Raw genomic sequence first — 13,096 nt, 5'->3', positions numbered from 1 at the left:
CGCCCGCTATTTCTTCGCTTTTGCCTCGGCCTTCATCTTGTGGAACAGGTCGACGTAGTACGGCAGGCATTCTTTGAGCGCCTGTTCGGTGGTGAACAGGGGCTCATAGCCCAGGTCGCGGCGGGCCTTATCGATCGAGAAGTAGTTGTTGATGGCCACCCGCTCGATCGCCAACGGCTCGAGAAGTGGTGCGGGAGCACCGAATTGGAAGTGCAGCCGTTGCCATGCCGTCATCGCCAGGCGCACTGGTGGTGCCGGAATCCGTATGGTGGGCCATTTCTCGCCGCACGCCTCCACCACCGGGCGGGCGAACTCGAACATGTTGATCGGTTCGCCGTCGTTGATGAAGTACGCCTGACCGGGCGCGCTGCCGCCCGGCACCAGGTGCTCGCCGGCCAGGATGAAGCCGTGAATCAGATTGTGCACGTACGAGTTGTCCAGCTTCACCGACTTGGGCCCGACCAGGACCTTGGTGTGGCCCTTGATCACGCTTTCGAAGAGCTTGCGGAACATCGTCTGGTCACCGGTGCCCCAGATGCCGCTGGGCCGGATCGAGCAGGTGAGCATCCCGTCGACACCGTTCTGGGACAGCACGTACTTCTCGGCGGCCACCTTGGTCTCGGTGTACAGATCGTTGAACCGCTTGGTGTAGGGCATCGTCTCGTCGCCGTTGGCGATGTTCTGGCCTTCCATCACCACGCTGTTGGAGGCGGTGTAGACGAACCGTTTGACGCCGGCCTTCTGGCCGGCTTCCACCAAGTTCTGAGTGCCGCCGAGGTTGACCGAGAAACTGCGCTGCCGGTATTCCTCGGTCACCGATGCGCCGCCCATCAAGTCGATGATGGCCGCGGTGTGGATGATCGTGTCGATGCCGTCGACCGCCGCTTCGCAGACCGCCTTGTCGGTGATGTCGCCCTGCAGCACTTCCAGTTTCGGGTGCTGCGGCAACGGCGAGGGGGCGCGGTCGAAGGAGCGGACCCGATGGCCCCGCTCCAACAAGGTCTTCACCAGGTTGGCGCCGACGAAGCCGGAGCCTCCGGTGACCAGGACGCTGCCGAGGTCGGTTGTCAGTGATGGATCACCCATGCCGGAGAGAATAACTGAAACGTGTTCCAGTTCGGAACCAAGTTAGCGGACGAGTTTTGCTGACGTCAGCTTTCCGCGGCGTCGCCGGAGGCCAGGGCGTCGGTGATGCGTTGGCGGGCGCCAGCTAAGTGCTCTTCGCACCGTTTGGCTAGTTGCTCGCCCCTTTCCCAGAGCTTCAGCGACGCGTCGAGATCGAGCCCGCCCTGCTCGAGAAGTCGCACCACTTCGATTAGCTCATCTCGGCAATTTTCATAGCCAAGCTGACTAATAGGCGTAATCGGCGACGCCTTCTGCTGGTCGTCAGGAACCATCGGAACGCCCTTCACTCACCGCGGTGACGGCGCCGTCGGCGACCCGCACCCGCAGCCTGGTGCCGGCCGGCGCGTCGTCGACGGAACGCAGGATCTGCCCGTCCTCGTGTGACGGGTCTTCGGACAGGACCTGGACCACGGCATAGCCGCGGGCCAGAGTGGCCGCCGGGCCCAGGGTGGACAGCCGCGCGCTCAGGTGGCCGACCCGCTCGGTCTCCACCGCGACCATGCGGTTGATGTCGCGGCGCAGCGCGGTTCGGGCACGGTGCACCTCGTCGCTGCGGCTGGTGACCATCCGCAGCGGGTCGGCCAGCACCGGACGGCTGCGCAACTGGGCCAGCGACCGCTCCTCCCGGGACACCCAGTTGCGCAGCGCCTGGGCATTGCGCCGGCGCAGGTCGGCAATCAGGCGTTGTTCGGCCGAGGTATCGGGGACCACCTTCTTCGCCGCGTCGGTCGGGGTGGCGGCGCGCAGGTCGGCCACCAGATCGCAGAGCGGATTGTCCGGCTCGTGCCCCACGGCGCTGATCACCGGTGTGCGACAGGCCGAGATTGCCCGGCACAGGGTCTCGTCGGAGAACGGCAGCAGGTCCTCCACGCTGCCGCCGCCACGGGCGATCACGATCACGTCGACCTCGGGGTGCCCGTCGAGTTCGCGCAGCGCCTCGACGACCTGCGCGACGGCGTTCACCCCCTGCACGGCGGCGTGGCGGATCGCGAATCGCACTGCGGGCCAGCGTGCTTCGGCCACCGTCGTGACATCTCGCTCGGCGTGGCTGGCCCGGCTGGTGATCAACCCGATCATGTTGGGCAGGAACGGGATCGGGCGCTTGAGTCGGGGGTCGAACAAACCCTCGGCGTCCAGCAGCCGGCGTAACCGCTCGATGCGGGCCAGCAGCTCACCCACACCGACGGCGCGAATTTCGCTGAGCCGCAACGAGAATGTGCCGCGGCCGGTATAGAAGGACGGCTTACCGCAGACCACCACCTGGGTGCCCTCGGTCAGACGCACCGGCGCGTTGAGCACCAGATCACGCGAACACGTGACGGTGAGGGACATATCGGCCGCCGGGTCGCGCAACACCATGAATACGGTGCCGGAGTTGGGCCGCATGTTGATCTGGGCCAGTTGGCCCTCCACCCAGACCGTGCCCAGCTTGTCGATCCAGCCCGCCACCCGGATGGCGACCGCGCGAACCGGGAACGGATTCTCAGCCGAGTTAGCGACGGCGCCGCTCACTTCGCGGTCGCGCGGGTGATCCTGTTGGCGAGCAGCGTCTGGAACGGTGCGCGGGCCTTGGTGGCCTGCTCGTAAGCCAGCAGGGCTTCGAGGTCGGCGACATCCAGCGACTGCAGGCGGGCGCGCAACTGCGCCAGAGTGAGCTGGGGGTAGTCGAGTTCGTTAGCTACCGCGGGTGCCGGGACGCTAGCCGCCGCGGCCGACTTCTGGCGCGTCGAGACCGGTTGGGTCGGGGCATCCGGGGAGCCGGACTCGGCGGTGTCGGACACCGAGTACAACGCGAACCGGCCCTCGGCGCGGCGTTCCTCGACGCCGTCAACCGGAATGCTCGAGAACCCGCCGGCGCCGCCGTCGATAACTTCCAGATCCTCGTCGAAGGTGGCCCACTCGGGTTGCTCGTCCTTGGGCGGGAAGATGTTCTCCAGTGTCGTGTCACCCTTGATGACCAGCTCGGCGAGGTTCTGCTGAAAACGCATCACCAGGTGCGCCGCCTGGCTGGCCAGCGTCATCGGGTACATCAGGATGGTTCGCGGGAGCCGCATCGTCTCCTCGACGGCGACTGTTGCCGCGCCGACGAGCAGCCGAACCCCGTACGGTGCAGTAGCCATGCGTCCCAGCCTGCCTCAAGCAGCGGCTAACTCCAAGCTGGCGGCCATGAAATAGCGGATCCGTGTCGGTGGAACGTACCCTGATGGGCATGGCGCCGACTATTGACATGGGGATTCCCGGTGCGGTGAGTTCGGTGGCTTCCGAGGGCACGCCGGATCGCAAGCGGGTGCTGCTGGCCGAGCCACGCGGCTACTGCGCGGGGGTGGACCGGGCCGTGGAGACGGTGGAGCGTGCGCTGGAGAAGCACGGCGCTCCCGTCTACGTGCGGCACGAGATCGTGCACAACCGGCATGTGGTGGACACGCTGGCCAGGGCGGGCGCGGTCTTCGTCGAGGAGACCGACCAGGTCCCGGAGGGCGCCATCGTCGTCTTCTCCGCGCACGGCGTCGCCCCGACGGTCTACGAGGCCGCTGCCGAACGCAACCTGCAGACCATCGACGCCACCTGCCCACTGGTCACCAAGGTGCACAACGAGGCCAAGCGCTTCGCCCGTGCCGACTACGACATCCTGTTGATCGGTCACGAGGGTCACGAGGAGGTCGTCGGCACGGCCGGGGAAGCTCCCGACCATGTGCAGTTGGTCGACGGTGTCGAGGCCGTCGACAAGGTCACCATCCGTGACGAGGACAAGGTGGTGTGGCTCTCCCAGACCACCCTGTCGGTCGACGAGACCATGGAGATCGTCGAGCGGCTGCGGCAGCGTTTCCCCAAGATGCAGGATCCGCCCAGTGACGACATCTGCTACGCGACGCAGAACCGCCAGGTCGCGGTCAAGGCGATGGCGCCCGAATGCGAGCTGGTGATCGTCGTCGGGTCCCGTAACTCGTCGAACTCGGTGCGCCTGGTCGAAGTGGCGCTGAATGCGGGGTCGCGCGCGGCGCACCTGGTGGACTGGGCTGACGACATCGACCCGGCCTGGCTGGACGGCGTCACCACCGTCGGCGTGACGTCCGGGGCGTCGGTACCCGAAGTGCTGGTCAGCGGAGTGCTGGAGCGGTTGGCCGAGTACGGCTACGACATGGTGCAGCCGGTGACGACGGCCAACGAGACGCTGGTGTTCGCGCTGCCCCGGGAAATCCGGCCGGCCCGGCCGCGCGCGTAGCCGACCTACTCCCAGGACTCCGGCTGCGGGCGGCGCGGCGTGCGCGGCCGGCTCCGGCGGTCCGAACGCGGTTCGTCACGGCGTTCGTCGCGCGGTTCGCTGCGCGGAGCCTCGCCGCGGTAGCGAACCTGGGAAATCGGGTGGTGCGTCGGATTGGCGCCGTTAGACCCGTTGGTGCGCCTGCTGCGCGACTCGTACGGCGGCTCATAGGGCGGGTAGGGCTCGTAGCCGCTCCCGCGGCGCTCGTGGCGGCTGCGGCGCTCACCACGTTCGGAGGGCTGGGAGGGCTGAGGCCGTTCGTAGCTTTCGTACGGGTTGAACCGGCTGCTGCGGGGCTCAGGCCGCTCGTAGGACCGCTCAGTCGGCCTTTCGGTCGAGCGCGGCCGCTCATAGGGGCTGCGCCGCGGGTGCGGCTCGCGGCGCATTTCCCGGGGCGGGTGTGCCCCCAGGTCCGAATCGCCGTCCGGGCGCCGGCGACGCGGCCGCGGCGGCACGTCGGACCGGTCGTACTCGGTGGTGTCGGCAGGCGGAACCGTGCTCCTGCGGCTACTGCGGCGCGGACGTTCCCCGCCCGGTTCGTAGGCGTCCTCCGGTCGTGCGTGCCGCGACCGGGTGCGGGCCGGGCGCTGCGCCGAGCGGCTGGTGCTCCGGGTGGTCCGGCTGGTGCGGGCGGCGCGGCCTTTCGAGTGGGCCGGCGCCGCGTCCGCGTCGGGGTCGTCGTAGGAGTCGCCGGCCAACAGTGAGCTCAGTTTGGCGACGAACCCGCTGAGCAAGGGCGGCCGATCCGCCGGGGTGTCTTTCGTCGCCGCATCCGCGCCTTCGACGGCGGTCCGGCTGTTCTTGCCCAGGTACCAGCGGATCAGGCCGATCAGCAGGATGAATCCTGCGGTGCCCAGCATCAGCGGGAAGCGCTCGATGAGCGGATAACCGCAGTTGATCAACAGGTCCTTGAATTTGTCCACCTTGCCGCCGTGGAACAGCCAGTAAGCGCCGGGCACGGTGCAGAACAGGATCAGTGGCGGCTGGATGACCGCGGTGAACACGGCCGCCTGCCGTACCGCCAGGACGGCCGCCACGCAGCCGGCGATGTACAGGCTGGCGAAAGTGTGGGTCAGCTCCTTGTGGCCGGCGTCGAACGCGTACCCCAAAGCCGTTGCTCCAACGGCGATGAGAACCGCCGCCCACCACGGCACACCTGGGATGCTGGGCACGATGGAGCGGTGGCTTGCCTCCACCGCCGCTCTCTCCCGCTGCGCTGACACATAATGACCGTACCGGCTGTCCGGCCAAAGGCCCGTATATCGCTGGACAGTGATCGCTGGCGTGCCCCCTAAACTTGGTTTCCCGTGAGCCTAAGCCTGGGAATCGTGGGTCTGCCCAACGTCGGAAAATCGACCTTGTTCAATGCGCTGACCCGCAACAACGTGTTGGCGGCCAACTATCCGTTCGCAACGATCGAACCCAACGAGGGTGTGGTCTCGCTGCCGGATCCGCGCCTGGACAAGCTGGCAGAGCTTTTCGGATCTGCTCGCGTCGTGCCGGCGCCGGTGACCTTCACCGACATCGCCGGGCTGGTCAAAGGGGCGTCGGAGGGCGCCGGACTGGGCAACAAGTTCCTCGCCCATATCCGCGAATGCGACGCGATCTGTCAGGTGGTGCGGGTGTTCGCCGACGACGATGTGACGCATGTCTCCGGCAAGGTCGACCCCCGCTCCGACATCGAGATCGTGGAGACCGAGCTAATCCTGGCGGACCTGCAAACGCTGGAGCGCGCCCTGCCCAGGCTGGAGAAGGAAGCGCGCACCAACAAGGAGCGCAAACCGGTGCACGAGGCCGCCGTCGCGGCACAGCAGATCCTCGACAGCGGCAAGACGCTGTTTGCTGCGCAGGTGGACACATCTTTGCTGCGCGAGCTGAACCTGCTGACCACCAAGCCGTTCCTGTACGTGTTCAACGCCGACGAGTCGGTGTTGACCGATGCCGCACGCATCGCCGAGTTACGCGAGCTCGTCGCACCCGCGGATGCCGTGTTCCTGGATGCCGCAATCGAATCCGAGCTCATCGAACTCGACGACGAGTCCGCGGCGGAACTGCTGGAGTCCATCGGCCAGACCGAGCGCGGCCTGGATGCGTTGGCGCGCACCGGATTTCATACGCTGAAGCTGCAGACCTACCTGACCGCGGGCCCGAAGGAGGCGCGCGCCTGGACGATTCACCAGGGCGACACCGCGCCCAAGGCGGCCGGCGTGATCCACACGGACTTCGAGAAGGGCTTCATCAAGGCCGAGATCGTCTCCTACGACGACCTCATCGCGGCCGGGTCGATGGCGGCGGCCAAGGCGGCCGGCAAGGTCCGGATGGAAGGCAAGGACTACGTGATGGCCGACGGGGACGTCGTGGAGTTCCGGTTCAACGTCTGAGCCGGCTGGCGAAGATGTGACGTGGACCGGCTTGTCGGGGTGTGTAACTAGCGTTCAGCTCACTGAGCCCATCCGCCGGTTATCCGGTGGCGTCCGTGAGTAGAGGTCCCATGAGATTGGTTTCGATCCGCGTCATCACTGCAGATGTGAAACGAATGGTCGCCTTCTATGAGATGGTCACCGGCGTCACCGCCATCTGGGGCAACGAACTCTTCGCGGAAATTCCGACACCCGTCGCAGCGCTGGCTATCGGTAGTGACAAGACCGTTCCCTTGTTCGGGCAGGGATCTGCCGAGCCGGCGGCCAATCGGAGCGCGATCGTCGAGTTCATCGTCGACGACGTCGACGCCGAGTACGAGCGGCTTCGCGGGCAGATCTCCGAGTTGGTCACCGAACCGACGACGATGCCGTGGGGAAACCGTGCGCTGTTGTTCAGGGATCCCGACGGAAATCTCGTTAACCTTTTCACCCCGGTGACTGATGCGGCGCGCGCCAAGTTCGGGATGTGACACCGAACGATGCCAGCGGGTCCGCTGGTGGCATGAAGCGGTGAATACGTTGTTCAGCTTGGCAATTGGCGACTGCCGCGATTCGGCGGCGGGCTGTTTGTCGTACCTCGCTGGGAGGATGGGGTTATGTCGGTGACGGCCTTGGCGGGCTCTTTTCAGAGGCCTGCGGTGAAGCGTGTGGATGTGTTGTTTGAGGAGTTGGCGGAGTTGGCGGGGCAGCGCAACGCGATTGATGGGCGGATTGTGGAGATCGTCGCGGAGTTGGATCGTGACGGGTTGTGTGGGATGACGGGGGCGCGGTCGGTGGCGGCGGTGGTGGCGTGGAAGTTGGGGTGCTCGCCGGCGAACGCGCAGACGGTGACGGCGGTGGCGCATCGGGTGGCGGAGTTTCCGCGGTGTGTGGCGGGTCTGCGGGAGGGGCGGTTGTCGCTGGATCAGGTGGGGGTGATCGCGGCGCGGGCTGGGGACGGCTCGGATGCCCATTATGAGCAGTTGGCTAGGCATGCCTCGGTCAATCAGCTGCGCACCGCGATCAAGTGTGAACCGCGGCCTAAGCCTGATCCGCGCCGGCAGCCGGCGATCGTCAAGACCGCCACCGAGGAGTCCACGTGCTGGCGGATCACGTTGCCGCACACCGAGGCGGCGACGTTTGAGGCGGCGCTGGGCGCGCATCGGGAGGCCCTGGTCGCCGAATGGAAGAGTGATCGCGCCGCACGCGGTGAGTCGGAGTCCGCACCGCCGATGCCGGACACGCTGGATGCGTTCTTGCGGCTGGTGGAGGCGGGTTGGGATGCCGAGGCCGCCGCGCGTCCGCACGCCGCGCACACCACGGTGGTGGTGCACGTCGATGTCGACAAGCCCGCGGGCGCGCTGCACCTAGGCCCGTTGTTGAGTGAGGGCCAGCGCCAGTACCTGACTTGTGATGCCACCTGTGAGGTGTGGTTCGAGCGCGAGGGCCGGCCGATCGGGGCCGGGCGCAGCACCCGCACGGTCAACCGGCGGTTGCGCCGCGCGCTGGAACACCGCGACCGCTGCTGCGCGGTGCCCGGTTGCGGGGCGACCCGCGGCCTGCACGCCCATCACATCCGGCACTGGGAGAACGGCGGCCCCACCGAGCTGATCAACCTGATCCTGGTCTGCCCGTATCACCATCGGTTGCATCACCGCGGGGAGATCACCATCTCCGGTGACGCCGAGCACCTGACCGTGACCGACCGCGACGGCGACATCCTGCGCCCCGGGTCCCTGGCCCGCCCACCCACCAGCACCCCACCCCAGGTCCCGCCCTACCGCGGGCCCAGCGGCGAACGCGCCCAATGGAAGTGGTACACCCCCTTCGAACCCCAACCACCACCCACCAATAGCTAGGGTGAATTCTGGTGCGCGCCAGGGCGGCCAACTGTGCCGGCCGGTGGGTGATCTCTCGCTGGTAAGTGCATGCAGCCGTTGGCGTCACGAAGTGCTGTCGGGCCCCAGCCTGCTCAGACGAAAGCAAGACGACGACGCCCGCCGGGTGTCTCGGCGGAGGGCCACCTGGCCGCTATGCGATCGTCGCCGAGAACCCTCGCCCTCTGAATCAGGTTCGGAGGCAGCGAGATTGACGCGCCTACGCGCTCTGAACGGGAGACGTCGACGGAGTCGGCGGAGCCGTGCTGGGGGCGGTGGGAACCTTGCTGGGCACACTGGGCGGGGTGAGGGAGCCGTACTGCGGGCAGTAGGCCTGAATCGCGGCACCGGTGAAGTAGGCGGCGTTGAGAGCCGGCCAGTTCGTTGCGTTGGTGACCTTGGTGGTCAGCTCTGCGTTGGTGGTGCTGGGGTTGTCCTTGAGCGAGCCGCAGACCACCGTTTTTGCCACCTGGATGGCCTTGTCGGGAGCTCCGAAATTCATGCCGGAGGTGTTGAGGTTCATGATGAACGCGTCGTCGGTGGAGTCCGCGGAGGCCGGTGCGGCGAACCCGACGGAAAGGACTAACAACGCGATGGCTCTCGCCAGCATGGCGTGCCCCTCCCTGGTTGACTCCGTACGCCCGACGACCCGCAGGCGCAACACGATTTCCTGGGATTTTACCGGAGCACGGCCCTGCCGGCAGATCCATCGCTTTTGTCCCGCGGCGCTTCAGATCAGCGGTGGTCTACGGGGACCGCGCCGACGCTTCGGGCGGGCTTGGTCGGTGCGCTACTGAGGCAAGCGATTGCAAGGCGGAACAAGCGGAGCCCGAGCAGGTTGCTGCGAGCTAAACGACGCCGAAATCCGGCGTGCGCTTGGGTGAAACCCGTTGCTGCAGCGACGTAGTCCCGCAACTGCGCCCCGCCCGCGCCGCGGACGAGCCACCGGCAATTGACTGCGGTGGATACTATGGGCCAATGCAACAGACCGCCGAGTGCTGGCTAACGCCGGCGCCGACGGCTTTACGGGGTGTACAACCACACCGCTTGACGGGTTATCGCAGATGAGCACCGTGGTGGTCGACACAAGCGACCTCGGTGAAGTCGAACACGCGGTAACTGCCAGCTATTCGCATGTGCGACTGGTACGTCCCGCCGATGAGACCAACGTGCATGCCCGGATCACGCGATCTCAGCTGTGTTCGACGCTCGTGGACGATGTCAACTTCGGCCTCGACGTGACCTACCAGATGGAGCCGTTGGACACGATCCTGCTCGGACGGGTCTACTCCGGGGCAATGTCGGTGGATCAACCGGGCCTCGAGCCCAGGTTGTTCGGTCCCGGCGAGGTGGCCGCGGCCGGCGCCCTCGAGGCACTGCCGATGTTCGGCACGGTCTCGTACTGCCACTACGTTCTGGTGTCCATCGCCCGGAGTGCGCTCGGAGAAGTTGCTTCCAACATCGCCTCCCACGATGGCGCACCCGTTCGACTCACCGCGAATGCCGCGGTGACGCCTGAGGCCAACCGGTTTCTCGTCCATGCCGTCGACCATGTCTGCAATGACGTCGCCGCGGACTCGCACGTCGCGCAGAGCCTGCTGATCGTCGGTGCGGTGCGGCGATTTCTCGCGGCGAGCATGTTGGCGACGTTTCCGCACACCGCGGTGCTCGAGCCGACAATCGAAGACCGCCACGACTCGACGCCGGTCCTGCTGCGGCGCGCGATCACGTTCATCGACGACAACGCACACAACGACATTTCGCTGGTCGACATCGCGCGTGCCGCCTGCATCACGCCCCGGGCGCTGCAGTACATGTTCCGCAAGCACCGTGACTGCACACCAACGGAGTACCTGCGCCGGGTCCGCCTGCATCATGCACACCTCGAGCTTCTTGAAGCCAGCAGTGAAACGTGCACCGTGAGCGCGGTCGCCGCCCGGTGGGGCTTCGCCCATCTCGGTCGCTTCGCTGCCTCCTACCGCCGCGAGTACGGGGAGAGCCCGCAAGTCACGCTTCGTCGCTAGCGACCACGCCGCGCGATCCCCGGGTTCACTACAGTGAAAGGCACAGGTTTCATCGGGGGAACGATGCGAGGAATGGGTTCGGACGCGATATGCCAACGCGCGCAGCGACATTGGTGGCTCGCATGACGACCCTCCCGGCGGCCCACCGAGAGCCGCCCGGTCGGGAGGAGAGAATGCATGCGGTCAAAGCGCATCACGCCCAATCTTCGGGTCGCTGACATCGAGGCGACGAAGAGCTTTTACACGGACTATCTCGGGCTCAGCGACGAGGAGTTCAACATGGGTTGGGTCGCCCGCTACACCGACCCCGACTCCGGAGCGAACGTGCAGTTGGTGACCGGGGACGCAACCGCCGCAGAGGATTCGGTCGCTTCGATTCACACCGACGACGTCGAGGGTGCCTACGAGGAGGCCCGGCAACGGGGCTACGACATCGTTCATCCGCTGACGACCGAACCGTGGGGCGTGCGCCGGTTCTTTGTTCGGGCGCCCGACGGCAACGTCCTCAACATCGTCTCCCATCGCGACTGATGGAGGAGTTTCGGCGCGGAGACCTCGTTTTCGACGTGGTTGACCGCGGTCCCGCCGAGGGGCCGGTGGTCGTGTTACTGCACGGCCACCCGCAGACGAATGCCGCATGGGACGAGCTCATTCCGCGGCTCCACGTACATGGTTACCGCTGCCTGGCCCCGAACCAGCGTGGCTACTCCCCGCGGGCGCGCCCAACGCGCCGTCGGGACTACCGGATGCCGGAACTCGTAGACGACGTCGGCGCCCTGATCGATGCCAGCGGCGCCAAGGACGTTCACCTGGTCGGCCATGACTGGGGTGCGCTGGTGGCATGGGCCGTCGCGGCGGAACTTCCGGATCGGGTCCGCACACTGTGCGCCCTGTCCGGGCCTCACCCGACCGCGCTGCAGACGGCGATGGTCACCGGCCGCCAGGGCCTAGCGTCCTGGTACGCCTACGCGTTCTTGCTGCCGCGCCTGCCCGAGCGGTTCTACCTGGGAAAGAATGGCAAAGGCGCGAGGTTGTCACGCATGTTGCATGCGGGTGGCCAGCGTGCTGAGCTCGCCGAACGCGACGTGCGGGCCATGACGGAACCTGGGGCCTACACGGCCGCCCTGAACTGGTATCGGGCCGCGCCGCTGTCCGGCCGGACCGGCCGGGTGACTGTTCCGACCATGTTCGTCTGGAGCGATCGCGACAAGTACATCCTGGAAGCTGCCGCTCGCCGATCTGGCCGCTACGTCACCGGGCACTACCGGTTCGAGGTGCTCGCCGGTGCGTCCCACTGGATGCCGGACCAGCAGCCCGACGCGGTCGCCGAGCTGCTGCTCGATTGGTGGGCCCGGCATCCGTAGCGCCCGGCGGCTCGAATTTGTGGCCTGGGCCACGTCTGAGACCGGAATGTAACCGGGGTGGCAGTGAGTATCGGACGTTCCTATGCATTGAATGTGGAATATGGAGATTGCTATGCCATTGTCAACCAGATCATCGTAGCTGTTCAGCAGGTCAGAGTCGTTGGTAGCGTAATTTGCCATTGAATAGCTGCATTCACAGTAATCACTTCTGTTCCACTTTCTAGATTATCGTGTGACATAGACGCGGTATACGCAGGTCAATGGGCCTATTCGAATTCGCGTGATTAGTGCCACAAATTTTGATTTCCTATGCATATGGTCGGTAGGTTTCTGGCCATGATTGCTCTAGCAACGCTGTTGGCACTCGTTAATCAGGTCTCCGGCACCCCGTACATTCCGGGTGGCGATTCTCCTGCCGGGACCGACTGTTCAGGGCTCGCGTCGTGGGTCGCAAATGCGGCAGCCGATCGACCGGTTTTCGGAAGCCGGTTCAATACTGGCAATGAGGAGGCTGCGCTGGCGGCCCGCGGCTTCCAGCACGGCACCGCTCCCAACGCAGTGGTGATCGGTTGGAACGGCGGCCACACCGCCGTGACCCTGCCCGACGGAACTCCCGTCTCCAGTGGTGAGGGCGGTGGTGTCCGCATCGGTGGCGGCGGTGCCTACCAGCCACAATTCACTCACCACATGTTCCTGTCGGTCGAGGACCTCGACCTTCCTGAGGGTCTGCCGGCTCCGGACGCGCCGGTGCAACTGGTCGATGCCGTCGCTCCCGACCCGGCACCGGAAATGCTTCCCCCGGCGCCTGACGCCGCGCCGCCGGCGCCCGAGCAGGCTCCCGAGCCCGCTCCGCCCGCCGACCCGGCAATGGCAGATTCGTAAACCGGTCCTGCGACCCAGATCACACATTTACTGAAAAACCGCAGCCACATCCGGCGCGCGCATTTGTGGATCAGATCACAATGCGCGACGGGTGTGGCTTGCGTCATTCAATTCAGCAAACTCCCGGGTCGGGAATTATTCGATCTGAATACCACTTTCCGGC

At 66.2% G+C, this 13,096-nt stretch carries 13 protein-coding genes and 1 pseudogene; 8 read left to right on the top strand and 6 right to left on the bottom strand.

Going from position 1 to position 13,096, the window contains the following annotated elements; translation table 11 throughout:
• Positions 1 to 6: 6 nt before the first annotated feature.
• The 4 genes from QXK92_RS23415 to QXK92_RS23400 are packed head-to-tail and all read right to left on the bottom strand — an operon-like array spanning position 7 to position 3,245.
• Positions 7 to 1,098 carry an NAD-dependent epimerase/dehydratase family protein gene (locus QXK92_RS23415; protein WP_306246448.1) on the bottom strand — a complete coding sequence of 364 codons (1,092 nt, stop codon included), beginning with the start codon at positions 1,096 to 1,098 and terminating at the stop codon, positions 7 to 9.
• A 53-nt stretch (positions 1,099 to 1,151) separates the two neighbouring features.
• Positions 1,152 to 1,397 carry an exodeoxyribonuclease VII small subunit gene (locus QXK92_RS23410; RefSeq protein ID WP_306245645.1) on the bottom strand — a complete coding sequence of 82 codons (246 nt, stop codon included), beginning with the start codon at positions 1,395 to 1,397 and terminating at the stop codon, positions 1,152 to 1,154.
• Entirely contained in the window at positions 1,387 to 2,637 is a 1,251-nt protein-coding gene (xseA, locus tag QXK92_RS23405; RefSeq protein ID WP_306245644.1) for an exodeoxyribonuclease VII large subunit, read from the bottom strand. The genes QXK92_RS23410 and xseA overlap by 11 nt, the downstream gene beginning before the upstream one ends.
• Entirely contained in the window at positions 2,634 to 3,245 is a 612-nt protein-coding gene (locus tag QXK92_RS23400) for a lipid droplet-associated protein (RefSeq protein WP_306245643.1), read from the bottom strand. Before QXK92_RS23400 ends, xseA begins: the two co-directional genes overlap by 4 nt.
• 89 nt (positions 3,246 to 3,334) lie before the next feature.
• On the opposite strand from QXK92_RS23400, the gene QXK92_RS23395 reads away from it, so the two are divergent.
• On the top strand, positions 3,335 to 4,348 hold the full coding sequence (locus tag QXK92_RS23395; protein WP_306245642.1) for a 4-hydroxy-3-methylbut-2-enyl diphosphate reductase: 1,014 nt from the start codon (positions 3,335 to 3,337) through the stop codon (positions 4,346 to 4,348).
• A 5-nt stretch (positions 4,349 to 4,353) separates the two neighbouring features.
• Here the strand turns inward: QXK92_RS23395 and QXK92_RS23390 are convergent, their stop codons facing one another.
• Positions 4,354 to 5,610: a DUF6542 domain-containing protein gene (locus tag QXK92_RS23390; protein WP_306245641.1), complete on the bottom strand. Its 1,257-nt coding sequence runs from the start codon at positions 5,608 to 5,610 to the stop codon at positions 4,354 to 4,356.
• 84 nt (positions 5,611 to 5,694) lie between these two features.
• On the opposite strand from QXK92_RS23390, the gene ychF reads away from it, so the two are divergent.
• From ychF to QXK92_RS23375, 3 genes are all read left to right on the top strand, one after another.
• Positions 5,695 to 6,768: a redox-regulated ATPase YchF gene (gene ychF, locus QXK92_RS23385; RefSeq protein ID WP_306245640.1), complete on the top strand. Its 1,074-nt coding sequence runs from the start codon at positions 5,695 to 5,697 to the stop codon at positions 6,766 to 6,768.
• 110 nt (positions 6,769 to 6,878) lie between these two features.
• The gene (locus QXK92_RS23380; RefSeq protein ID WP_306245639.1) at positions 6,879 to 7,277 is read left to right on the top strand and encodes a VOC family protein; all 399 of its coding nucleotides are present in this window, start codon (positions 6,879 to 6,881) and stop codon (positions 7,275 to 7,277) included.
• A 126-nt stretch (positions 7,278 to 7,403) separates the two neighbouring features.
• A complete protein-coding gene (locus QXK92_RS23375; RefSeq protein ID WP_306245638.1) occupies positions 7,404 to 8,645 on the top strand; it encodes an HNH endonuclease signature motif containing protein in 1,242 nt (413 codons plus the stop codon).
• 238 nt (positions 8,646 to 8,883) lie between these two features.
• Here the strand turns inward: QXK92_RS23375 and QXK92_RS23370 are convergent, their stop codons facing one another.
• Complete coding sequence (locus QXK92_RS23370; RefSeq protein WP_306245637.1) at positions 8,884 to 9,273, bottom strand: DUF732 domain-containing protein; 390 nt, start codon at positions 9,271 to 9,273, stop codon at positions 8,884 to 8,886.
• Between the two features lie 454 nt (positions 9,274 to 9,727).
• Between QXK92_RS23370 and QXK92_RS23365 the strand changes: the two genes are divergently transcribed.
• The 4 genes and pseudogenes from QXK92_RS23365 to QXK92_RS23350 form a co-directional block, all read left to right on the top strand.
• Positions 9,728 to 10,687, top strand: coding sequence for a helix-turn-helix domain-containing protein (locus QXK92_RS23365; RefSeq protein WP_306245636.1), 960 nt, complete (start codon positions 9,728 to 9,730; stop codon positions 10,685 to 10,687).
• 177 nt (positions 10,688 to 10,864) lie between these two features.
• Complete coding sequence (locus tag QXK92_RS23360) at positions 10,865 to 11,218, top strand: VOC family protein (RefSeq protein WP_306245635.1); 354 nt, start codon at positions 10,865 to 10,867, stop codon at positions 11,216 to 11,218.
• The gene (locus tag QXK92_RS23355; RefSeq protein ID WP_306245634.1) at positions 11,218 to 12,051 is read left to right on the top strand and encodes an alpha/beta fold hydrolase; all 834 of its coding nucleotides are present in this window, start codon (positions 11,218 to 11,220) and stop codon (positions 12,049 to 12,051) included. Before QXK92_RS23360 ends, QXK92_RS23355 begins: the two co-directional genes overlap by 1 nt.
• Positions 12,052 to 12,331: 280 nt before the next feature.
• Positions 12,332 to 12,873 (top strand): annotated as a pseudogene (locus QXK92_RS23350) (hypothetical protein); the annotation flags it as partial.
• Positions 12,874 to 13,096 lie beyond the last annotated feature (223 nt).

The organism is Mycobacterium sp. TY815, assembly GCF_030755135.1.
In the GTDB taxonomy this organism is placed as follows: domain Bacteria; phylum Actinomycetota; class Actinomycetes; order Mycobacteriales; family Mycobacteriaceae; genus Mycobacterium.
This window is presented reverse-complemented; position numbering and strand designations above follow the sequence as displayed.